Annotated in this window: 23 protein-coding genes and 1 pseudogene; all 24 read right to left on the bottom strand. The window is 54.9% G+C overall.

Annotated elements, in window-relative coordinates:
* Positions 1 to 121: 121 nt before the first annotated feature.
* Positions 122 to 1,084 (bottom strand): helix-turn-helix transcriptional regulator, encoded by a 963-nt coding sequence (locus HMPREF0372_RS05265; protein WP_007489577.1) that lies wholly within the window; start codon positions 1,082 to 1,084, stop codon positions 122 to 124.
* A 28-nt stretch (positions 1,085 to 1,112) separates the two neighbouring features.
* Positions 1,113 to 1,253: a hypothetical protein gene (locus tag HMPREF0372_RS20015; RefSeq protein WP_007489575.1), complete on the bottom strand. Its 141-nt coding sequence runs from the start codon at positions 1,251 to 1,253 to the stop codon at positions 1,113 to 1,115.
* Positions 1,254 to 2,132, bottom strand: coding sequence for a DUF4261 domain-containing protein (locus HMPREF0372_RS05260; protein WP_007489574.1), 879 nt, complete (start codon positions 2,130 to 2,132; stop codon positions 1,254 to 1,256). It abuts the gene before it with no gap.
* A gap of 12 nt (positions 2,133 to 2,144) precedes the next feature.
* Entirely contained in the window at positions 2,145 to 2,924 is a 780-nt protein-coding gene (locus tag HMPREF0372_RS05255; protein ID WP_007489573.1) for a hypothetical protein, read from the bottom strand.
* A gap of 51 nt (positions 2,925 to 2,975) precedes the next feature.
* Positions 2,976 to 4,451: pseudogene (locus HMPREF0372_RS20480) on the bottom strand (suppressor of fused domain protein); the annotation flags it as partial.
* Between the two features lie 1,223 nt (positions 4,452 to 5,674).
* Positions 5,675 to 5,998, bottom strand: coding sequence for a DUF7716 domain-containing protein (locus tag HMPREF0372_RS05245; protein ID WP_007489571.1), 324 nt, complete (start codon positions 5,996 to 5,998; stop codon positions 5,675 to 5,677).
* Between the two features lie 66 nt (positions 5,999 to 6,064).
* The gene (locus HMPREF0372_RS05240) at positions 6,065 to 6,409 is read right to left on the bottom strand and encodes a hypothetical protein (RefSeq protein ID WP_007489570.1); all 345 of its coding nucleotides are present in this window, start codon (positions 6,407 to 6,409) and stop codon (positions 6,065 to 6,067) included.
* A 19-nt stretch (positions 6,410 to 6,428) separates the two neighbouring features.
* Positions 6,429 to 7,520: a hypothetical protein gene (locus tag HMPREF0372_RS05235; RefSeq protein ID WP_155116968.1), complete on the bottom strand. Its 1,092-nt coding sequence runs from the start codon at positions 7,518 to 7,520 to the stop codon at positions 6,429 to 6,431.
* On the bottom strand, positions 7,471 to 8,649 hold the full coding sequence (locus tag HMPREF0372_RS05230) for a hypothetical protein (RefSeq protein ID WP_007489568.1): 1,179 nt from the start codon (positions 8,647 to 8,649) through the stop codon (positions 7,471 to 7,473). Before HMPREF0372_RS05230 ends, HMPREF0372_RS05235 begins: the two co-directional genes overlap by 50 nt.
* Positions 8,650 to 8,684: 35 nt before the next feature.
* Positions 8,685 to 9,782 carry a hypothetical protein gene (locus tag HMPREF0372_RS05225; protein WP_007489567.1) on the bottom strand — a complete coding sequence of 366 codons (1,098 nt, stop codon included), beginning with the start codon at positions 9,780 to 9,782 and terminating at the stop codon, positions 8,685 to 8,687.
* Between the two features lie 14 nt (positions 9,783 to 9,796).
* The gene (locus HMPREF0372_RS05220; protein ID WP_007489566.1) at positions 9,797 to 10,525 is read right to left on the bottom strand and encodes a hypothetical protein; all 729 of its coding nucleotides are present in this window, start codon (positions 10,523 to 10,525) and stop codon (positions 9,797 to 9,799) included.
* Between the two features lie 51 nt (positions 10,526 to 10,576).
* Complete coding sequence (locus HMPREF0372_RS05215; RefSeq protein WP_155116967.1) at positions 10,577 to 10,966, bottom strand: hypothetical protein; 390 nt, start codon at positions 10,964 to 10,966, stop codon at positions 10,577 to 10,579.
* Between the two features lie 64 nt (positions 10,967 to 11,030).
* Positions 11,031 to 11,600 carry a hypothetical protein gene (locus HMPREF0372_RS05210; RefSeq protein ID WP_039996735.1) on the bottom strand — a complete coding sequence of 190 codons (570 nt, stop codon included), beginning with the start codon at positions 11,598 to 11,600 and terminating at the stop codon, positions 11,031 to 11,033.
* A 471-nt stretch (positions 11,601 to 12,071) separates the two neighbouring features.
* Positions 12,072 to 13,073 (bottom strand): hypothetical protein, encoded by a 1,002-nt coding sequence (locus HMPREF0372_RS05205; protein WP_007489560.1) that lies wholly within the window; start codon positions 13,071 to 13,073, stop codon positions 12,072 to 12,074.
* A gap of 10 nt (positions 13,074 to 13,083) precedes the next feature.
* Positions 13,084 to 13,806, bottom strand: coding sequence for a hypothetical protein (locus tag HMPREF0372_RS19620; RefSeq protein WP_007489559.1), 723 nt, complete (start codon positions 13,804 to 13,806; stop codon positions 13,084 to 13,086).
* Positions 13,807 to 13,939: 133 nt separating this feature from the next.
* Positions 13,940 to 14,902: a hypothetical protein gene (locus tag HMPREF0372_RS05200; protein WP_155116966.1), complete on the bottom strand. Its 963-nt coding sequence runs from the start codon at positions 14,900 to 14,902 to the stop codon at positions 13,940 to 13,942.
* Positions 14,903 to 15,095: 193 nt separating this feature from the next.
* Positions 15,096 to 15,449 (bottom strand): Imm51 family immunity protein, encoded by a 354-nt coding sequence (locus HMPREF0372_RS05195; protein WP_007489557.1) that lies wholly within the window; start codon positions 15,447 to 15,449, stop codon positions 15,096 to 15,098.
* A gap of 115 nt (positions 15,450 to 15,564) precedes the next feature.
* Positions 15,565 to 16,446 (bottom strand): hypothetical protein, encoded by an 882-nt coding sequence (locus tag HMPREF0372_RS05190; RefSeq protein ID WP_007489556.1) that lies wholly within the window; start codon positions 16,444 to 16,446, stop codon positions 15,565 to 15,567.
* Positions 16,447 to 16,497: 51 nt separating this feature from the next.
* The gene (locus tag HMPREF0372_RS20260; protein ID WP_007489555.1) at positions 16,498 to 17,325 is read right to left on the bottom strand and encodes a hypothetical protein; all 828 of its coding nucleotides are present in this window, start codon (positions 17,323 to 17,325) and stop codon (positions 16,498 to 16,500) included.
* A gap of 10 nt (positions 17,326 to 17,335) precedes the next feature.
* Positions 17,336 to 17,551: a YdbC family protein gene (locus tag HMPREF0372_RS19035; protein WP_330700777.1), complete on the bottom strand. Its 216-nt coding sequence runs from the start codon at positions 17,549 to 17,551 to the stop codon at positions 17,336 to 17,338.
* A 68-nt stretch (positions 17,552 to 17,619) separates the two neighbouring features.
* Positions 17,620 to 17,949 (bottom strand): DUF7677 family protein, encoded by a 330-nt coding sequence (locus tag HMPREF0372_RS05180; RefSeq protein ID WP_007489553.1) that lies wholly within the window; start codon positions 17,947 to 17,949, stop codon positions 17,620 to 17,622.
* Positions 17,950 to 18,026: 77 nt separating this feature from the next.
* Positions 18,027 to 19,784, bottom strand: a complete 1,758-nt coding sequence (locus HMPREF0372_RS05175) for an HSP90 family protein (protein ID WP_039996731.1) — start codon at positions 19,782 to 19,784, stop codon at positions 18,027 to 18,029.
* A 68-nt stretch (positions 19,785 to 19,852) separates the two neighbouring features.
* On the bottom strand, positions 19,853 to 20,512 hold the full coding sequence (locus tag HMPREF0372_RS05170) for a hypothetical protein (protein ID WP_039996730.1): 660 nt from the start codon (positions 20,510 to 20,512) through the stop codon (positions 19,853 to 19,855).
* 24 nt (positions 20,513 to 20,536) lie between these two features.
* Positions 20,537 to 20,980 carry a hypothetical protein gene (locus tag HMPREF0372_RS05165; protein ID WP_039996729.1) on the bottom strand — a complete coding sequence of 148 codons (444 nt, stop codon included), beginning with the start codon at positions 20,978 to 20,980 and terminating at the stop codon, positions 20,537 to 20,539.
* Positions 20,981 to 21,155 lie beyond the last annotated feature (175 nt).

The raw sequence follows: 21,155 nt of genomic DNA, 5'->3' as shown, positions 1-21,155 counted from the left end.
AAACCATTTTGCGAAAATTCCTTGACACTACCTATATTATAACTGGCACATCTGTTCGATACAAGGGCAAAAAAGAAAGCAGGGGCCAGGTGTTAAAATTCCATAACACCTGGTCCCTGTTTTAGAGAAACCTGTGGGCGATCCGCTTCATTTCTTCTATACACTCTTGGGGTGCTATGATCTGAATCCCGCCCATAAATTTGAATACCCATCCGTAAAAGGTGCCGCTTGGGTCGACTTCAATGTTTGCCGTAAAGTGTTCCTCGTCATATGTGCGGGTTGGTACAGCTTCTCCATAATGGTCTATGATGGTTTTCATCAGCTTGTTCTCACAGAGCAGTTCAACAGAAACTGTGCGGTCAGCAGCAAACATATCAACGATCTTGTTGGTGTAGCCCGCCACATCAAAGTCTTCATCGGGGGTAAAGCCGGAGGGAAGTATCTTGATCCCCGACAGGCGGTCTACTCGGAAGTGGGCCATCCGCTGGTGTTTGTGAGAAAAGCCAATCAGGTAATAGTGGTCATTCTTCCATTCCAAAGCATAGGGGTCCAGTTGATAGAGATAACCGCCATGTTTGAGAACTCGTTTTTTCTCGGGCGTATATTCATAATACTGGAACTGGATCTGTCGCTTCTCCAAGATCGCCGTTTGGATGGCATCAATGATGTAATAGACTTGCTCATTGTCCGGTTTCACCCGGCTGGACAGGCTGGCGAGCTGCCGAAGCTGCTCTGCCTGATGTGTGCTGGTCAGACGGCATAATTTCTGTACCAGTTCCTCAGATTTCCTGGCAGAAATGATCTTCGAGGATGCTACTGCGTCTGTCAGCATTTTCAGTTCTGGATACTCAAACAGGCGGCTTCCCATAAAATATTGGTTTTGGGTACTCTTGACCACCACAATATCAATTCCTGCATCGATCAGAGCATTGGTATCCGCGTAAACAGTCTGCCGCACTGCCTGAATTCCTTTTCCATTCAGATGGGCAATGATGTCAGATACTGTGGCGGGATGGTTTTCATCGGTCCGCTCGTAGAGAAACCGGAGCAATTCCAGTATCCGTATATTTGTTGAATTCTGCATACTTCACCTCCTCGATTCTTAAAATGGCCTATTTTGTATGGTGTCCAGCCCCAAAGACCAGGAACAGGGCAACAACACAAAGAAGCAGGCCAATCCAATTTCGATCCATAATCAGCTTGATTACTGCCACAAGCAGCAGTCCGCCCACCAGGAGCACAACGCCGTTCATTCAGCGTCCTCCCGAGGCATAGTTCCCCATGTGGATGTCCAGCACCTCTCTGGGCGGCTGGATTAGGGCGTCCTCATACTGGCACTTCCACTGGATCTCCCGGCACATCTGGCCATCCGCCACGCCGTCTATGGTTTCCCCATCCTGAATGGGGTTATCATGCTCCAATATGTACGATGCCGCATTATAGGCGTGGTTTACCACCCAGTTGGGGTCCATGCCATGGAAGTGATACTGGAGATCCGGCAGAAACAGGGTGCCCATGCCCACCGTGTCGATGAGCATATCCTCGGTGCCCTCAATGTTGAAGAAGCGGACATTGACCCCGAAGCGAATGAAACGGTCCGACCCCTCAATCTGGTGAGAACGCACATCCTCCGCCAGAAACAGCTTGCCGCAGTTCTGGAAATAGAATGCCTCACAGGTGGGGTACAGCTCCGCCAGAGCCTCCAGAAAGTCGGCATCCAGGTTGGCACGCTCCAGCGCCGGAAGCGCCGCAGCCAGCATATCGGTGGCCACCACCTGATATTTGCACTCCCGGAAGATCCGCTCCCGGTCCTCCTGGCAGTCCCACATCTGGCTCATCAGGAAGGCATCAAAGCCTTTGCCCTTGAACTTGTCGCATTTCATCACCATCAGCTGCACCGGGCATTTTCTGTCCTTGAACTCTGCAATATGCTCCTGTGCGGCAAAGCCGGCCATTTTCTTATCATAACAGAAGCACTCTGTTGATCCGATGTGCTTCTTCATTACGGCAGTCATTTTTTCTTTATCCGGCATTTCTACTGGCTCTTTGAACAGCATCTGAATGAGATAGGGACCTCCGGGCTGAGGACCTTTTTTGTCATCCAGGTTTTGCTGGAACACTTGATTGCTCATTTGGTTTCCTCCTTAATAATCCAGCAGGATGGGTACCTGCTGTTCCTTGGCAAACCGCATGGCCCGCCAGAACATGGAGAAAGCAAACTTGGCAAGGGATTGGGTGTCATACTGGGTGTGTTCTGGGATGTCCGCCTTGCTGTACTGTCCATTCGGGCCAACGGTCCCGTCTACCGGGTATCCCTCTGTGTCTGCCCAATCAAGGATGGTATCCTCATCGGCCTGCCATGCCAGTTGGTTCAATTCTTCCAATTCCTTTCGCAGTCCGCCCACAGTGCAAATCACAGCGCTGCTCTTCGTAGGCAAAGGGCCTCGGATCAGGAAACAGTCTGCAAGAGGCAGCCACCAGGTGGCCTCCCGGAACAGAGACCACACCCGCTCCTCATCCGTTGCGAGACGGGCGATCAGGGGATGCTCCCAGAAGTCCCAGTCCTTCTCCACTGTGGGCGGTACTGGTTCCCCGTATGTATGGCAGGCGGCCACCAGCAGCATGGCGCCGAAGGCATCCCAATCCGGCTTGTCGGTGTAATAGGGCTTCTCGTTGTCCTCCGGCCATGGGGTGTAGGGGGGCTGGCCCGGTTGAGAAATGGCGCTTAAGATCTGATCCCGCCAGTCCTCCACCCTCGCCTGGGCCTCATCCGGCGAGGGCCCCTCCTTGTTGCTGCCGGATTCCCCATGCAGGGTGATCCGATTGTAGGTATATCCGTTTTCCTCCGCCCACTGCTGGATAACTGTTTTCCAGTTGTGAGAATAGTACCGGGTCAATGTTCCGGCGTAGATGTCAAGTCCCATAGTGATGCCTCCTTTTCTGTCTATATCTTATCGCAGGAATATCATTCATCGAATGATATTCCGACGATCCGTGCGCACCACAAAGCTGATATCCGCCATTCTATCCAGCAGAGCGTCTGCGTCATGCTGCAGCTTATACTCCAATTCATTCCGATAGAGGGGAAGCACCTGATAGAAGTTGATCTCATCGCCATCCGGCAGTGTGCAGACCTGACAGCCTTCCACCGGGCTTTGCGCTCCTGCCAGGATGAAGGCACAGAGCTCCGTGTTCTCTGCGAAAGGTCTTGTGTTGTCCATGGTATGTCCCCAGGCCAGCCAGGTATCATTGACAATGGGCAGACGGGCCAAAGCCTTGAGCAGACGGATGGGCCAGTACCACCGCTCGTCCTGTATGGATTCCTGATTCAGCTTCCAGTCTGCTGGGAGGGCGATGGCCAACTCCGCCCGTTCCAGCTTGTATTCCGCCAGCTCCTTTGGGACATTCATTCGGTGGGCGCCCATACCCATAGTGAGCAGGGTATAGTAATTGCGTTCCTCGGAAGGCGCAACCACATAGATATCCACATGAATATCAGGGGAGACCAACTCATGGAGCACAGTTTCCACCTGACCAAAACACCTCTCAATATGATCTTCAACAGCCTCCACTTCATCCTCGGTGTAGACTTCGGGTTCGTTCTGACCTTCATCCTTGGGGTTTTCGCCGTCCGAATCATCCTCACCACCATCATCCAAAGGGTTCCAACTGATTTTCAAGGTCATCTGCTCCTCTGGGAGGCTTACACCGGGGCTGCGGGTAATGGTGTGCTTATCCTCTGCCGTAAAGCCGATGGTCTTCCCATCTTGGAGCTCTATATTGTTTTCCAGTACAAAGCCAGTAAGGCTTGCCAGGAAGTTCCTCAGATCGTCCGGTTCAGCGTCAGCGTTCAGCACTTCCATCTCATCCTTGCCAAAAACATCCATGCCATAGGTGTATGCATTCAGGCCGCCTTTGCTCCGATACAGGCCGAACCAAACCCAGTTGAAGATGGGCAGTTCGCCTTCCTGCATCATGTCGGCAAAACTCTCATAGAATCGGGGTTCAAACACCACGCCGCTGGTGTAAACACCAACAGCATATTTTTGCCGGCAACAGGCGGCTGCCAGCTTGGTGTAGAACATGCCCTTCTCCAGAATATTTTCCTCTTTGCCCAGCACCGCCACCATAAGGTGGGCGCGGTGCTCCTTGGCAACTTTCACAGCGTCCTTCCACAAATAGTTATTTTCTGCGTTAGCCTCAGCCTCTCCATTGGGGATGGGCGCAGGCATTAGGCTGACGGCTGCGATCATGTCATCCACCTTGAACACCACTGCATCATCGCGCTGGTCCGCATCCTCCACTACGGCGATGTCCCACTTTTCTTTCATGTCTTGGATGAACTGCCGCTTGTCCCATTCCCCTTCGGACAGGAGGACGAAACCGGCGAAGGAGCCCTTGCGGCTCTGCCCACTTTCGCCCAAGGCCTCTTCCAGAGGTTCTTCCTGCTCCTGTTCTATCTCTCCCATTTTGCTTTCCTCTTTTTTGAGGGGATCATTCATCAGCCGCTTGAGCCGCTCCCGGTAATTGGGGCAGCCGTTGCGGCGGTCAAAGCGCGCGCCGATCTTCTCCGCCCGGCTCCAGAACCACCGGGCCAGGGCGGCGCAGTCATACAGGCCGTTTTCGGGGCAGTCTGTGAAGCCGGGAACAGGGGGCAGCTTGACCTCGGCGTGCTGTGCGCTGTGGGCATGACAGAAGCTGGCCGCCCCCAGATAGAAATAGAACAGCAGCTCCTGATCCCAGAAATTTGCCGTCCAGGGCAGGGCCTTTTTCAGCAGCTTCAACCCGTCCTTCCAATCGCCGGAGGCTCTCTTCATCCGCAGCAGGGTGCCTGCCCTGCGCAGATCCGATGCGGTTTTGATGGGCTGGATCACCATGGCGGCGGAAAAACGCTCCGCCTCCTGGAGATCGTTCCGCTCCAGCGCGTCATCTGTGAGGATGGAGAGGAGCTTCCAGGGCTGCTCCTCGCAGAACTCCTGCTTTTCCAGAAGCTCCTCCACCAGGGCGACAGCCTCCGTCCTGCGGCCCAGGGCCAGCAGGTATTCCGCCATCGCGCCCGTCTCGCACACCGCGCAGTCGGATACATCATCCCGCTCCGCCGCCTGGAACCGGTCCAGATGCTCCTCCAGCGCGGCCAGATCCCCGGTCATCATGGCAAATTCCCCGGCGTGGCACTGCCACAGCCGCTCTCCCAGGCCATAGGTACGGACCTGATCCCGGAACTCCGCCAGCAGGCTTTTGCACTGCTCCAGCGGGATCTGGGGCAGGCGGCGGGCGATGGAGCCGGCCAGCATAGCCACCGAAATGACGGCGTCTCCCAGCTCGCCGGGATTTTCCTGATGGAGCCGCATGAACTCCGCGCACACCGGCAGGGCCTTGGCCGGATCGTCTCCAAATATGTAGGCATAGGCCAGGTCAAAGCGGCCGATCATTTGCTCCGAGGGTTCCTCCAGCCGGTCTGCCACGGCCACAGCCTCCCGGCAGAGCTCCACCCGCTGGGGCGAATGGGGGAGTTCCCGGTACTGCTCCTGCAATTTGCTCAGCTTCTCATAATCCGCCAGCATCTCCAGAAAGCCTTCCTCGCTCGGCTCGTCTTCATCTTGATAACCCATATCCGTTTCCTCCGTTTTCATGATAATCTATATCTGCCATGACAAATAGAAAGTTGCCGTTTTCAAAATTCAATAAAAGCGTCATTGTCATAATAATAAAGAAATGCCTCAAATAACTGCTCAATACTACAATCTTCCACTTGCTGCCTTGCATTGTCCATAACCTGCTGAATATCCTGAATCCCTATACTTAAAGGAAGCCCCATTTCTTTCGCAATTTGAGGAATTTCATCATCTTCTGATTCAACATCATCAGGATCGCAAATGACAGCCTTTGTTTCTAACTCCCATATCAATGTGTCCGGTAAAAATAGGGAATCAGACCAAAGGAGATTTGGGGCATTTATTAAAGCATCTTTTATAGTTGTTATTTGCATATTCTCCATAACCCATATCTCCTAAAACTGGAATTGTTATTTATTGGTGCAATCCAATTTTTGCTCCGTGTATTTTTATAACTTGCCACACGGAATGACCGCGTTTTCATAACAGGCAATGAGTTTATCCAACCACATATCCGAGTAGTTTAGCAATTTGCTGTCCGCAATGAGTCCAAAATCATCTGAAATATACCCTGCTAACTCACCGCAGCCTGATTGCTGATAGACTATCATAAATGCTTTTTCCCGGATGTCTTTGGTATCGTCAATGGTTTTGTCTCTCTTTTGATCTTCAACGGCTTGATAAACCCGCACCCACTCACTGTCAAATGAATCCGTCTCTCTTTTGTCTAAGATCTCATCTACATCTAATTCTGTGTAATGAATGGTACCCAATTTGCTTAGTAGACCGAACATGAAACCCCTTCCTTCCCGCTCAGCTTCTTCGCACCGCCCGCAGCTGCCTCCCGTAATTGGGACAGCCGTTGCGGCGGTCAAACCGCCCGCCGATCTCCTCCGCCCAGTCCCAGAACCACTGGGCCAGGGCGGCGCAGTCATACAGGCCGTTTTCAGGACAGTCTTTGAAGCCAGGAACAGGGGGCAGCTTGATCCCGGCGTGCTGGGCGCTGTGAGCCTGGCAGAAATCCGCCGCCCCCAGATAGAAATAGAACCGCAGCCGCTGGTCCCAGAGATTTTCCGTCCAGGGCAGGCACTTTGCCAGCAGTTTGATCCCGTCCTCTCCCGCGCCGAAGGCCGCCTCCATCCGCAGCAGCGTGCCCGCCCGGCGTAGGTCCGCGGGCCGCTCGACAGGCTGGATGAGCATGGCGGTAGCATAGCGCTCGGCGGCGTCCAGATCCCGGCGGTTCAGGGCGTCCTCCGTCAGGATGGCAAGAAGCGTCCATGGTTCCTCACCGCAGTATTTACCCTGCTTCAGCAGTTCCACCGCAATGTTAATTGCCTCATCCTTCCGGCCCAGGGCCAGCATAAATCTTGCCGTCAGCCCGGCCTCGCACACCTCGCAGTCGGAGGTGTCATCCCGGGGAGCAGCCTGGAAGCGGCTGAGATGGTCCGCCAGTCCCCGCAGATCCCCGGTCATGGCCGCCACCTTTCCCGCATAGGACTGCCACAGGCGCTCGCCCATGCCGTGGGTCCGCACCTGCCGCCGGAACTCTGTGAGCAAGGCGTCGCACTGCTCCAGCGGGATCTGAGGCAGGTCACAGGCCAGGTCGCAGGCCAGACACGCGATATTGACCGCCAGCACCGCCTCCAAGTGGGGGTCCCCGCTGGTGTTTGGCGTCTCCTTCTGCATCTGAAGAAACTCCGCGCACACCGGCAGCGCCTTGGCCGGGTCGCCTGCGGTCGCATAAGCCCAGGCCAGGTCGTATCGGCCGCTGATCTGCTGGGCCCGGGCCTGCTCACGGTCGGCCAGAGCTACAAACTCCTGGCAGAGTCCCAAGCGCCGGGGGGAGGACGGCATTTCACGAAGTTCCTTTTGCATCCGGTCCAAAGTGATCTGTTCCTCTGTCATACTGATTCCTTCTTTCTGTCTCGCTGTCCGGCAGGTCACATTGCTTCAAGGCTGCCTCCAGATCCTGCTCAAAATAATGGCTGCTGTTGCGGCGGTCGAAGCGGCGGCCGATGCTCTCGGCCTGGGTCTGGAACCAGTCTGCCAGCTCCTCCACCGAGTATCGCCCGTCCTCCCGCCACAATGGAAACGCTTGGGGGAGTTCCAGCTTTACCGTCTGCCGCACTCCGGCCAGCCGCCGGAAGAGGACGCAGGCCCCCTTATCGAAGTCATAGACCTTTTTCTGGTCCCACATCCCAATACTCCACTCCAGCCGCTTGGCAAAGAGGGATAGCCCCCGGTCAACATTGGTCATGCCCCAGCAGCGCAGGACGGGCCCAAGGAAGCGCAGGTCGGTCCGGTTGCGGTTGCCCTTTTTATAGAGCTTTTGGGCCAGAGGGACGGCGGTCTCCAGATCGCCCCGGTCCAGAGCGTATTCCAAAGATGCGGCCCAGATATTCTGAAACGAGTTCTCACAGGGGGAGAAGCGGTAAGTCTCCAAAGGCTGGATATACCGCTGGGCCTCCTCCAGCCTGCTGAGGCGGATATACTGCTTAGCGGCCCAGGAATGTTCGCAGGCGTTGCAGTTGCCAAAGTGGTCATCCGGCGGCGTCTGCATGGCAAGTTCTATGTACTCCAGCGCCCGTTCCGGATCGGCGTACTCCCAGCGGCCCATCATCTGCCAAAAATAGGTACGCCGGCCAATGCCATAGCGTCTGGTGAGCTGGTCGTACTGCTCCAGAAGCGCTTCATACTGAGCCATGGGGATCTGGGGCAGGTTCTGCATCACGTCCACGCCCAGCTGGGTGATCATGAGATAGGCGTCAATGAGGTCGCGGTTTCGCTGGATTTCAGGGGGCGCGGCCTCAAAGATGGGGCCGAATTCCGCCGCCACACCGATGCACTTGGGTGGATCGTCCTGAAAATACACCTCTCTGGCATAGCTGAACCGAAAGCCCAGCCGCCAATAGGCGTCCTGGGCCTGATCCGCCAGCCGGATGGCCTCCTCATAGGCGTCGATCCGGGGCTTCCCCTTGGGGAGCTTTTCTATGATCCGGCTCAGCTTCTCGCCGTCAAACACTTCCTGCTGCATCTTTTTCACCTCATACCATCCATGACCACAAAACCTTATCGCTTTGCCAAAGCCACCGCGAGATCGTGTCCAAAACAGTGACTTCCGTTGCGTTCGTCGAAGCGCCTGCTGATGGTCTCTGCCTGCTCACGGAACCAGTTGGCCAGCTCCTTGGTGCTGTACGCTCCATCCTCCCGCCACAGGGGGAAGGCCTGGGGCAGCTCCAGATGTACCGTCTGCTGGTGCTTGGACAGCCGCTGGAAGAGAACGCAGGAGCCCTTATCGAAGTCATAGACCTTTTTCTGGTCCCACAACCCGATACTCCACTCCAGCCGTTTGGCAAACACCTCCAAAGCCCGCTCTGGGTCAGTATAAGCCCAGCAACGCAGAACCGCCCCGATGTAGCTCAGGTCGCTCTTGTCCCGGTTTCCCTTGCGGTAGAGGGCGTTGGCCCGCTTCTCCGCCTCCCTCAGATCCCCGCGGTCCAGCGCATCTTCCAGGTAGGCCAGCCAGTAAAGATGGGGCGTATCCGGGCAGAAGCGCATACGCCCCTGTTCCATGGGCTTGGCATACTCGTCCGCCGCCGCTCGGTTGCCCATCAGTAACTCCATCTGCACGGCGTAGCTGCGCTCGCAGGTCCGGCAGTCGGAGAGCCCATCCCGGCCGGTCTTCCAGAACTTTTGGAAATACTCATACGCCTTTTTCCGGTCCACATACCGCCAGAACCGGGCCATCTGCCACCAGTAGGTGCGCAGGCCGATGTGATAATACTTGACCCAGTGATAAAATTCGGCCATCATCGTCTCCCACTGCTTCATGGGGATCTGGGGCAGGAATACGATGGGGTCAATGCCCATCTGCATGATCATCAGGTGCATTTCAGACGCTCCGTCCGGGGAACGCTCAATAAATGCCTCTGAGTTTTCTTCAAAGAGGGCGCAGAACTCCGCCGCCACCGGGATGGCCTTGGGCGGATCGTCCCGGAAGGTGGCCTCATAACAGTACCTGCACCGGAACATCATCCGCCAGTAGGGATCTCCGGCCTCGTCCGCCTGCCGGATGGCGTTCCAATAAGCGTCCATCTGGGGCTTTCCCTGGGGGAGGCGCTTGATGGCCGCCTCCAGCTCCTCGCCGCGAAACTTCGTCTTTCCCATACGGTCCTCCTCGTTTATTCCGCGGACGTGACCCGAAGGCCGCCGTCCCGCATCCGCTTCACCACATCATTCCGCAGCTCCTCCTGGAAGAAGCCCATGGCGCTGTCCGGGAGGTCGTTCCCCTCCAGCCCCCGCTCAAAGCGGTCCTTCCGGTAAAAGCCGATGGAATAGAGGGTAAAATAGTGGTGGGTCTTACTGCTGCCGCCGTGTGTGGTGGCGATCTTCCGCTCGGAGCCCGTCCGGATCTCCGCGATGTCGCTCAGCCGGATCAGCACGGCATAGGGCGTGCTACCCTCCTGCAGGATATAGTGGGGCGTCAGGATCACCCGGGCCGGGGTGCCCTTGGAGTTGGGTCCCGTCATCTGGTAGGAGACCACTCCCTTGTCATCCTCCAGCGCCGCCAGCATCTCCGTGCCCAGCAGTTCCCGCTCCGTTTCGTCCATGGAAAGCTCCCGGACGCTCTGCTCCAGCTTCTGGGTGTATCGGGCGGGGCTGAGACTGGGCATCAGAATGGCCAGATAAATGCCGCAGATGACCAGGCCGAACACCAGCCCTCCAATGACACCAGTCACCAGCCCCGATACACCGCCGCCATTCAGAAGCCCCATGCCGCCGAGCACAAGGGCGGTGAGCAGCAGGGTCAGGGGAACGACCTTTGTGAGGCTGCTTTTTCGGGTGCGGCTGCAATAGGCGCTGATCCATTCCCTGTCCTTGTTCAGCCAAGCTTGATAAGTAGATGTCATGATAATAGTCCTCTCTTTCTGTATTTGCCGCCGAGCATCTCCCCGGGGTCCTCACTCCTCCGCGAAGGCGCCAGTATCGCATACTGCGTTCTCCATGCGGCGGGGCGTCTGCGCCGTGCGGTCTCCGGGCCGTTGGAACAGCAGCCCGGCAAGCTCCTGATACTCATAGAGATATGTGCCCTCCAAGGTCTCGTCCTGCCGTACCCGCAGGAAGTCCTGGACAAATATGTACTGTGCGCCGCACATAGGGCACCGGAGCCTCCAAATGCGGCAGGCCCGGCGGGCGGTGGGGATCTCCTCCTCCCGTTGGATGGGGACGCAGTTTTCCATAAAGTAGTCCGCGCTGGCGGAGTACCGCCCGTCGCTGTAAACCGGCAGCAGGAACAGCCGGGGCGGCCCCATCTGCTCCATCCGATGCTTACAGGCCCTGCACTTGGGCATTTTCTGTTCCTGCTTTGTCAAAAGAGGCCCAAGCAAAAGCTCCAAAAGGTCGTACAGCATCCCCTTACGCTCCTCTCTGCGCCCTCTGGGCCTGCACGGCCCGTAGGGTCTCGCCCAGCTGGTCCGCCTTGGCGATGGCCTCCATCACCCGGGGGTGCTTCATAGCCAGCTGTCCACCTGAGAGGCGCAGAGTATAAATCTTCACCTTTTTGCCGTCCAGCCGGAACTGGCAGCTCACCAGGGCCGTGCCCCGCAGCTGCTGCCCGTCGTTGGTGCGGATGTCGGTGATCTGGGCCGGGTCGACCATTTGCAGTTGGGCGGGGTTGTTCTTCCACACCACGCCGATGTGTCCGCCCTCGGTATCCAAGTAGAGCACACAGTTGTGGGATGTAAATTTGTAGTTGATGTTGGGAAAGTCCCGCTCCAGCACCGCCGCCCGCTTCTCCATCCGTTTTTTCATCCAGATGGGCACACAGAGGGGGATGCTTATAATCAGAAGCACAAGCAGCAAGGCCAGAACATCCAGGACCCGGTCGCTCACATCCGCGTGGACACTGAACATAAACAGAGCCGGAACCAGCAGGATGGGAGGGACATACCAGGCCAGGACATAGAGCAGATTTGTTTTCTTCATATCCGTCGTTTCCTGATTCGTTTGGCTGTTGGGACGAACGGCGGACGTGGCTTCCTCCACGCTTTTCTGCACATCCTGTACGCTGTTTTGAAAATTAGCGGTCGCATCATACCACCCATTAAAATTCTCGTACAGACACCCCTGTTCATAGCAGGCGAGAAACATAGACACACCCAGCTCTGTGGGGAATGCCTTTGTCAGTGCCTTCCACTGTCCATGGTGCTTCAGAATGATCGTGACCGCGCAATTTCCTTCCGGTGCATCCAAGGTGCGAATGCTGATCCTGCATTGCTCTGTTTCGAGCAGCAAAAACGGCCAGTCACCGGCCCGAAACCGGTCGATCATCCGCTGGAGATCGGCATCACTTGCCGCCTCGTTGACAAAGGCGGTCTTTTGGTCTGGTCCCGCTGCCCCGACCTTCCTTATCTGCGGGTTCGTTTTCCTCATCACATTCATCTCCTATTGGAAAAGTTATTTTGAAAGCCCCAGACTGTCCGCGGCGTTTTGCGGGACCGGGCGCAGCTGTCCGTCCTGAAACAGCAGATAGGGGGTCCCGGTCCGGGGGTGGCAGAAGCCGCGCAGCAGTCGGCTCGGCCAGCTGGCATCCTCCGGACGATAGATATCAATGCGAAACTCCAGCGCTTCCGGAGACTGGTCCGCGGCAAACGCGCGCTGGAACTCGGCCCAGGAGAGCCCATCCGTCTGAGACATGGGGGACAGCGCATCCAGCAGAGGCCTGAGCCGTGGGTCATCCTCCGTCACGGAAAGGATCTGCGGCAGGGACGGCGAGAGGTGCAGGGCGTCGGTCAGCTCTGTGGGACAAGGCCGGAGCGCCCCATCCAGGCACCTTAGATAAGGCGCTCCCGTCCGGGCGCTGAAATAGAAGCCGATATGGGCGGTCAGCCCCGGGATCTCCCGGTGGGGCAGCTCCAGCCAGCGCCACAGCCGGTGGCTTTCCAGTTCCAGCGCCCGAGCCTCCGCCTGGGCGTCCTCATAGGTGAGGGAACCCTCCTGCTCTGTACTCCCATACAGCGTCAGCAGCTGGGTGAGCCGCGCATCTGTGAGGGCCTCGCAGGAGATAGCTTCCTCCGTCAGGGGGCCGGACAGCCCTTCCAACAGATCCTCCCGGAACCAAACCTCATAGGACAGCGGGCCGAAGGAAAAGCCGTCCCCGCGTCCATAGAGAAGCCGCCGCTCCGTCCCGTTGGCAAAAACCAGATAGGTCTCCTGACCGCCGCGCTCCCCGGCGCTGGCGATCTGCTCTGTAACAGACTGCTCATATATCCACCGGTGGATCCCATCCCCAACGGATACCAGCGCCTCGTCCTTTCGGTAGCGCGCGCCGTCCACGGTCAGGATACCGGCCTCCAGGTCCCATTCGGCCCGGGGCTCCTGCCCGCTGTCCCGGCAGCCAACCAACAGGAGCAGAAAGACCAGAAGGACGGAACAAATAAAAATCGTTTGTTTTTTCATAAAAATCTTTTTATATTTCGTACTTATGTAGCATGAAATCTTCTTTTCCGAATTTTCTAAAGGAGGATCTGCTGTTCAAAAAGTCTCGTTGCTGTTTAACTCTGTCCAAAACCATTTGCTGTGCGTTCTCTCTTGAAGTTATATTGGGGACCATGGAGCCCAAACAATATTGGTACAATTTTTCATGCCAATCAATATAACAGCCGTCAATATAGAATGAATTTTTTAAGGCAGTCAAAAATGATCCAAATGAGGTTTTTCCATCTTCGTAATCACCTTTCAAAAAGCACAGCATTGCTAAATGATAATTTTCCCAAAAGCGGCGGTTTTCTGGCGTGTTGAATACCTGCTGTGTAAGACATCGTTTTGCATAGCTCATATCTCTGAAGTTACGATATTCTATTACTTTCTGTAAACCAATTTCTGAATATCGTTCCATTTCCGTTTGAAAAACCGCATCGTTTCCATCATATTCAAAGAAATCTTCTATACTGCTGTTTCCATAGGAATAGGAAAAGCTTGTACTGGGACCTCCGCTGTCATATTTCCACAAAAAATCAATTCCGACACCTAAGCGGGCACTTTGACTCCAGTTACTTGATCCAAATGAAACAAAAACAACAAAATATCCATTATCGTCTACCCATGTTCTTGAAGTCCCTTTCCGAAAAAGACCATGGGGAGATAATACTTTCTTTGCGGCTGCGTTTATAAGCTTATCATGCTGCCTCAATGTTTATTGGCCTCCCTATCTGACACGCCGTTCCAGTCTCAAAACTTTCCTCTGCTTCCACTCTATCATCTATTCCGGCCTGTCCCTTGACGCGGCGCTCCGGTCAGCCAAAGGAAGCCGGAAACAACAGATCTTAGAACAGCAGACGGAAGCCCTGTGTCATATTCTCCCAGGTCTGCACATCGGCTGTGTACACGCCGCCGATCAAGAGGATGAACAGGAGCGCGCCTCCGATAAAAAGCAAAATCCTGATCTTGGACGCCCGCTCAGCGTATGTATGATCCTGAGCGCGAAGCAGATCCCGGACCAGCAGGCCGCCGCCGGTCAGCATCACCAGAATGCCGCCGTACATCATCACATAAAACAGGAGATTGGGCCAGAACAGAAGCGCGCCATAGGCGTCCGCTGGGAATTGGAGCGCTTCCAGCAGCTCCGCCTTCTCCCGGAAATGCTCCGCCATAACGATGGAGGCCAGGAGGCCCAGGGCCGCGGCGAGGCTGCAAAAGAAGGCGGGAAGGCCGCTCATGGTCTTTTTCAGCGCCTGCTTGACGGCACGGTCCCGCTGGGACTGCTCCTCAGAGGTATCTTTGACTGCCTGCATCCTGGACTTTAAAGACAGGATCTTCCGCTCGATCTCCTCCGCCTGGGCCTGACTCACCTCCAGAGAATAGGTCACAGTATGTAAAATGGTTCCCTCCGGGCTCAAAATGTCCAGCTGATTTTTTGCCCTGCCATTTTGGCCGATGCTGACGCCCCCGATCTCCGGGTAGGGGATACAGGCAAAGCCCTGCTTGCGCCGGGACTGAAGCTGATAGACCAGGAGGAAATCGCTGGTAAAATACAGATCATTGATCCGGTCCCCGGTTTGCAGATCCTGGTCCAGCCGATCCCTCACCAAGCTGGGGAGGGCGCGCAGACGGCGGCTCGCCCGCTTAACCTGGATGACATAGCGGATCACGCCCACCGCAAGCAAAGACCCGTGCAGAGCGCCGAATCCCAGGCAGATCCACCCCAAAACACGCGCCACCAGCTCGTCCCCACCGCTCAGTAGGCCATGGAGCTGGTACAAAAAGGCGCTCAGAAAGAGCCCAAACACCGCGACTCGCACCAAGGGATAGAAACATAGTTTTTGATAGGCTGTTTTGACCACCCTGATCCCTCATTTCTCTGTTGTTTGACCGCTCCCGGTCTGGGATTTCGCACATAGAATTACCGTTGGCCGGACCTCTGCTGTCTGTCGGGGTGACAAGGGGATCTGCTCGATAAACTGGAAGCTGTCGGATCGAATTTTAGTCTAATTCAGCCCGACTAAATAAGTCTAAAATAAAAGGCTTATCCTCACAGGCTTTTTTGAAACGAAGCATAAAATCTGCCAGCACATCTTTATCTTTTGAATAGACACAGAACATGCTGCCCTCTGGGTCGAAACCTATTTTTTCTTGCAAATCCGAACACTGTTCGTCCAAAAACACTTGTGCTAAACTTCCCCAATCATAACCGCTTCCTTCAAAGCCTTCATCTTCACGAGTATCAAAAATCTCTTGCAGATACTCTCCCACATTTAGGCAGACAGAAGCACTTTCTTCATGCTCGACCCAGAAAAACGGTGCAATTTCTTTTTCAAATTCTTTTGTAATTTTCATATCTTTGAACTCCTTCCAAATTTCAGTTTGTCATTCCCGCCTGAAACAGCAGACATTCCTCCTCAGGCCGGGGTGGAAGTGCAGTTTTGGCGGCTCCGGCGCTCCGCCCCCCGAATTATGGGGTCATAGGCGGAACACACAGGTCCTCCCGGTATTCGCTCCGCTCGGCCAGGGCGTCAAAGTCCATACCGGAGATGACCGCCTGGCACCGCTCCCGGTCCTCGCTCTGGTCAGAGAGGGCGGGCACGCCCTCGTCTGTCAGACCGGCGTCATAGCCAAAGGACCAGATGCTGCGCTCGGCCTGCAAGCTGGTGGAGTCCTCATAAGAGAAATAGGAGATGGACACATTATGCCTGCGGTCCTCCTGCCAACTCATGCCGAATCCGTCGTAGCTTCCGTCCTCGTCCATATAGAAGTATAACTCAGCGAACCGGATCTCCCGTCCATCCGCCAGCTCTATGTCAGGGTATGCCGCTTTCAGCAAATAAGGCGGCGAGGACATGGGGATGTATTGGTAGGTCAGCTCTGGGTCATCTCGTTCCAACAGTTGTCGGACGATACTCCATCGTTCTTCCGCATATGCTTCAAACCCAAGATCCTCCCACGCCATATCCCGGTAAGTAATGTGGTCGTTGTCATAGTAGCTGCAATAAAGGCGGCCTTTGTGCCAGAGATAATCTTCACCAGATCCTTCTGCCGCAAACACCATGTATTCCTCTGTCTTATAGACATCATAATCGAAATCGCTCACATCTTCGCTGAGGATAAACGGCCGAATCTGGATAATGTATCCGCTCTGATCCATAAATTCCTGCTGTGCCATATCAGCGGAGAGCTTCTCATAGACTGCCTGGGCCTGTTCGGCGGGGTAAGTCTTTTCCCCAAACGGCTCCTGTCCTGGCAGCGCAATGCAGCCAGACAGCAGGCAGGCCAGTCCCACTGCCCACGCCGGAGCAGCAAACAAAAGCAGCCGCTTTTTCGTTGTATTTCGGTACATCTCATTTTCTCCCTTCTCTGGTTTGGCGGATCCGGCAGAGGAGAACCTTTTTCAGTGCCACACGATGTTTCCCAGATGTTCCCTGAATTCTTCCAGATGCCGCTTGTCCGGCGCGCCCGCATGGACGTCCCCATAAAAGCCGTTGCTTCGAATCCATGCGATCAGCTTGTCCTCTGAGTACATCACCGCGATGCCGTACACCTCAAACTCTGACAAGAGATGGTACTTGTCGTTGCAAAACGCTTCCAGTTCCTTTGCGATGTTAAGCGCTGTCACGAACTCGCCCTTGCATCGCCCCTTTTTTACTGCCGGCTTAGCCTCCAGCGCAATGGTGATCATCCGCCCAACGCAAAATTGATAAAAGCTGACGTCGCCTTTTTCGATGCTCCATTCCTTTTTATAGTACTGAGCCAAACGGCCGCTGGCGATGTCGTAACCGGCAATGGGGGTCCGTTTCTTTTGAAAGAAAACAAGCTGTCCTTCCGCTATGTAGAGCTCGTCCAGGGTCAAAAAGCGCTCCGCGCTTGAAAAATATTCTGCCTGGTTATGGAGCGCGGTATAGATCAGCTTGAATTCCCGTGGGAGCTTCGTCCGAAGTCTTTTTTCAGCAGGGGAAAAATCGACCTCCTGCTCGGTGTTCAGATCCATAAACAGGCTCATTTTGGAAAGTATAGCCTGTAAATCCGCGTATTCCGGTTCAAGCAGGCTGTGGTTTTCCCAGAACCGGCAGACAGCCCTGTCTTTCCCGCTGAAATGCTCTGCCAGCTCCGGCGTCAGATCTTCAGGCCGGACATACCCGCTCCCGGCAGTCTGGTCCTCGTCATAAGTACCATAGTAGAGTTTTCTTCTATAATAATAGAAGCCTTCCTTTGTCCTCATCTGTTCACCATCATTCTCCCTCTTTCATTAAGTCTTGCAATAACGCCATTTCACGTAATGTCAGGGTAACGCCTTTTCCGTACTTCGTGTGTTCTTGATTCCAAGTCCTAATATCATAAACAGGTTCTCTATGATTCCAAGCTATAAAATTAAGTTCTTTTGTATATCCGTTATTTATATCAGACAGTTTACCTATATGTTTAACTATTTCAAATTTATTTTCCATAATTATTTTACGCTCCAAAGGGTATTCCGAGTCCTTGCTCTGCTTAACTTCTCGGCAAACTGGAATTTTTATTTTACATACGAGTTTTTGCTTACCGGATATAATTCAGTTTCCCAATACGCAAATGCCGGAACAACAACATAATCTTGATCGAAATAGGCTCTTATGTATTGTGCTGCACGAAATTCCGCTTGCTTGTAGTTTGTAACATTTCCGTTTTTATCTATTTCCAGAGTGTTCATAAATATAGCAAATGCCTGTTCCGCAAAACTGCTTTCCTCTTTCAAAATTTCTCCAACGTAATCGATTCCCTCCAACAAAGGGTATCCTATCGTTCCATGTGCAAACCAGTACGAAAATTGCCTAACGGCTCCGCAGACATACTTGCTCACTTTCATCTATTTACTTCCTCCAATTTCCGATTTATCGCAGCCGACTCTATCGCACGATTTATGGTATCTTCCTTTTCCGGCTATCAAATTCCCGCTGTATGCTCCAACAGGGCCAGCAAGGCCTGGTTCATGGTCTTGAGCTCGCCGCCCCGGAGGGGGTGGCCCCCCGCCAGCAGGGCCTGCACATACAGCACCCGCGCCATGCTTTCCAGCAGTTCCGGATCAGCCGTTGTGACCAGCCGGCGGACGATGGGGCTGTTCAGGTTGAGATAGAGGGTGGCCAGGGGCCGCTCCTCCACGCCGGAGAGCATGGAGGCCAGCGCCCCGGAGAAGATACCGCTGCTGTTCTCCTGGGCGGTCTGGAGCTGGCGCAGGAACTGCACCTCGTCGCTCATGGCATACAGCACAGGCAGATCGGCGGGCAGGAAGCGGCGGAGCTTGGCCTGACACTCAAAGGGGAACAGGGCCTCATCTGCCGCCCGGAGCAGCCGCTCCCCCCGCTGACGTTCGGCGGCGGTGACGTCCTCCAGGGTGTCGAACATCTCCTCCTCATGGAGGGGCTGGAAGGGCAGGCCGAAGCGCTCCGCCATAGCCTGGATCAGCTCCTGATCGCTGGCATAGCCGGTGCAGATGAGCAGCCGCCCCTGGGCCATGAAGATGGGCTTGAGCTGCTTGAACTTGGGGACGCTGTGGACCCAGACAGCCTCGCCCGCCCGTTTCAGGGCCGCGCCGGTCATGACACCCTCGCTGGTCTCAAAGTTGAGGTAGTCGATGAACAGCCGGAACAGCTCCTCGTCCCAGACCGCCATGGCCTTGATGGCCTCCGCGTGGACGGACACGATGCCCCTCAGCCGGTCCGGGTCCTCCTCCGCCAGCTGGGCCAGGTGGCGGCGCACCGCGGCGGCAAACTCCTCCCGGGCCTCGGACAGCGCCCTGTCCTCATAAAAATCCTCCCGGGAGGCGGTGGGCCGCAGGCCCCGGGTGTTGAGAAAGCACTGCAAAAAGAAGGCCCAGGGTGGCAGCAGGGTATCCCCCCGCTCGGTCAGGAGCATCTGCTTGAGGTAGATGCGGTGCCTGCCCTTGGCGGAGGGGGCGGTGCGGTAGGGGAGGACGTAGGCTACGCCGCTGATGTGGGGCGTCTGGATGGGGATGGCCTCCAGAAAATCCTCCTCAAAGAGCCACTCGCCAAAGGAGAGCAGCTGGCTGCGGCTGACGCCGGAAAAGTCGGCGGGGATGCTGTTGAGCCGCTCCGGGTCGCCGGACAGATAGACCGGGACAGGCAGGGCCAGCCCGTAATAGCGCACCAGTTCGGCCACCTTCCGGGGCTGGAAGTAGTGCTCCATGCCGTGCTTGGCGGTCAGGATCACCGCCGTGCCCACCGGACACTCCTCCAGCGGCTCCAGGGTATAGGTGCCATCCGGCAGACCTGTCCACACATGGGCCTCGCCGCCCGCCGCCGGCCGGGTGTGGACCACGATGGAGTCCGACACCATGAAGCAGGAGAGCAGGCCGATGCCGAACCGGCCGATGTAGTCCTCGGGGATCTGGCCGTTGACCAGCTCCGTCTTGGAGGACTGACCGATCACCGCCAGAAAGCGGTGGATGCCCTCCTCGCTGAGCCCCGCGCCGTTGTCCCGGAAGATCAGGCGGCGGCCCGGCTCCACGGTGATGGTAAGTTTCCCTCTGTTCCAATCTGGCTGTGACTTCTGCCGCAGGGTGACGGCGTCCACGCCGTTTTGCAGCAGCTCCCGGAGGAACACATCCGGGCTTTTGTACAGGTGGTTGGACAGCACGTCCAGCATCCCGCCCAAATTTACTTGAAAATGATAGGTGTCGCTCATCGTTCTATCTCCCTTTTCGTCCTGTTCTGTGTTGCGATCAATGGAAAGCCACTGAATCATAAGAGGTATTAACAATCCTTACAATCGACCTCTATGTAATCAGAATAAAAGCACAGTCCATTCTTTTTCGCTTCCTTGATCAGTCCCATTGACCAAATATCCATGCAGAGAAAATGATCTACATCAAACCGCCTGATTTCTTTGATTCTTTTTATCAATGCGTTTTCAAATTGTTCGGAATTTTTCAGACTGATTGCGTTTAGCATTTCGTCAATCGGATCATCAGCCGCTTGCTCAACTGGTTTATGTAACAGCATTTGAACCAGATTTGAATCAGGGCTGGTCACTTTAGGAATCACATCATAGTTGGAAACAAAAAGTGCTGCACAGCCATAATATATGGATTTAAGATGGCCTTCAATATACCTTTTTGTAGCTGCCGGTGCATCTTTTCCTTCTTGTAATCGCTGAACAGCAAGTGCAAATTCGTCAAGTTGTTTTGACACGCATATATAGCATTCCTGCTGCCTGCCCTGTATGAATTCATTTCTGGCAATCCTTGAGAAGCATAATGAAAGCAACAAGTGGTATTTTACTTCATTGATTTTCCCATTCAAATAATCGTTGTTCAGGGATTCAAGTTCTTCATAATCATAGTGCATTCCTTGGAGGATCATATCCCTCCGCTTATCCCATTTAGCGGTTTTATAATCAGGAAATTTCTTCATTTTATCACCTTCCAAAACTCCGCTTTATTGACGTTTTGAAAAACAGGAAATCACGAATTGGACAAACCGGACGCAAAGGTATCCGATCCCCGTGATCCCCCAGGCCAGGACCAGATAGGATACCACTCCAAACGCCAGGATGATGAGGTCCAGCTCCTCCTGCCACGGCTCCAGGCGGCAATAGACCGGAAAACTGAGGAGAAGGCCCACGAGATTCATGGCAATCCACAGCTGCCACCGCTCCAGGCCCAGCCGGCGCTGAAACAGGCTCCCGGCGATCCAGAAGTACCCGATGACGGCCAGCGCAAAGCCGCGTATGATGGCGTCGGTGTCGATCCTGCTGTCCAAAATGGAAAAGCATACTTGAAACAGCCCGATATAAAGGAGCACCGAGACCAGCAGGGCCATTGCCTGCTTCATATACACTGTGAGCTTCCGCTTTGGGGATGGCTGATTGAACTCTGACATGATCCTCTTCTCCACATCTGTCTCTTGTCCATTGTTTTCTGCTTCATTCCACTTCATAACAAATGCCCATGCATTGTTGACGCGCCTATGGATCAAGCCAATAGGTCGCGGTCAACTGATACCAATTTTCTTTGATCTCCAGCATTGTAGGACTACAATACATATTGGACATCTG

The organism is Flavonifractor plautii ATCC 29863 (assembly GCF_000239295.1).
Lineage (GTDB): Bacteria > Bacillota > Clostridia > Oscillospirales > Oscillospiraceae > Flavonifractor > Flavonifractor plautii.
The sequence above is the reverse complement of the archived record's forward strand: the minus strand, read 5'-3'. Positions and strand labels throughout refer to the sequence as shown.

Coding starts and splice junctions, on each gene's coding strand:
- HMPREF0372_RS05265 (WP_007489577.1), bottom strand. CDS start 1,084: ATGCAGAATTCAACAAATATACGGATACTGGAATTGCTCCGGTTTCTC.
- HMPREF0372_RS20015 (WP_007489575.1), bottom strand. CDS start 1,253: ATGAACGGCGTTGTGCTCCTGGTGGGCGGACTGCTGCTTGTGGCAGTA.
- HMPREF0372_RS05260 (WP_007489574.1), bottom strand. CDS start 2,132: ATGAGCAATCAAGTGTTCCAGCAAAACCTGGATGACAAAAAAGGTCCT.
- HMPREF0372_RS05255 (WP_007489573.1), bottom strand. CDS start 2,924: ATGGGACTTGACATCTACGCCGGAACATTGACCCGGTACTATTCTCAC.
- HMPREF0372_RS05245 (WP_007489571.1), bottom strand. CDS start 5,998: ATGGAGAATATGCAAATAACAACTATAAAAGATGCTTTAATAAATGCC.
- HMPREF0372_RS05240 (WP_007489570.1), bottom strand. CDS start 6,409: ATGTTCGGTCTACTAAGCAAATTGGGTACCATTCATTACACAGAATTA.
- HMPREF0372_RS05235 (WP_155116968.1), bottom strand. CDS start 7,520: ATGACAGAGGAACAGATCACTTTGGACCGGATGCAAAAGGAACTTCGT.
- HMPREF0372_RS05230 (WP_007489568.1), bottom strand. CDS start 8,649: ATGCAGCAGGAAGTGTTTGACGGCGAGAAGCTGAGCCGGATCATAGAA.
- HMPREF0372_RS05225 (WP_007489567.1), bottom strand. CDS start 9,782: ATGGGAAAGACGAAGTTTCGCGGCGAGGAGCTGGAGGCGGCCATCAAG.
- HMPREF0372_RS05220 (WP_007489566.1), bottom strand. CDS start 10,525: ATGACATCTACTTATCAAGCTTGGCTGAACAAGGACAGGGAATGGATC.
- HMPREF0372_RS05215 (WP_155116967.1), bottom strand. CDS start 10,966: ATGCCCAAGTGCAGGGCCTGTAAGCATCGGATGGAGCAGATGGGGCCG.
- HMPREF0372_RS05210 (WP_039996735.1), bottom strand. CDS start 11,600: ATGAAGAAAACAAATCTGCTCTATGTCCTGGCCTGGTATGTCCCTCCC.
- HMPREF0372_RS05205 (WP_007489560.1), bottom strand. CDS start 13,073: ATGAAAAAACAAACGATTTTTATTTGTTCCGTCCTTCTGGTCTTTCTG.
- HMPREF0372_RS05195 (WP_007489557.1), bottom strand. CDS start 15,449: ATGAAAATTACAAAAGAATTTGAAAAAGAAATTGCACCGTTTTTCTGG.
- HMPREF0372_RS05190 (WP_007489556.1), bottom strand. CDS start 16,446: ATGTACCGAAATACAACGAAAAAGCGGCTGCTTTTGTTTGCTGCTCCG.
- HMPREF0372_RS20260 (WP_007489555.1), bottom strand. CDS start 17,325: ATGAGGACAAAGGAAGGCTTCTATTATTATAGAAGAAAACTCTACTAT.
- HMPREF0372_RS19035 (WP_330700777.1), bottom strand. CDS start 17,551: ATGGAAAATAAATTTGAAATAGTTAAACATATAGGTAAACTGTCTGAT.
- HMPREF0372_RS05180 (WP_007489553.1), bottom strand. CDS start 17,949: ATGAAAGTGAGCAAGTATGTCTGCGGAGCCGTTAGGCAATTTTCGTAC.
- HMPREF0372_RS05175 (WP_039996731.1), bottom strand. CDS start 19,784: ATGAGCGACACCTATCATTTTCAAGTAAATTTGGGCGGGATGCTGGAC.
- HMPREF0372_RS05170 (WP_039996730.1), bottom strand. CDS start 20,512: ATGAAGAAATTTCCTGATTATAAAACCGCTAAATGGGATAAGCGGAGG.
- HMPREF0372_RS05165 (WP_039996729.1), bottom strand. CDS start 20,980: ATGTCAGAGTTCAATCAGCCATCCCCAAAGCGGAAGCTCACAGTGTAT.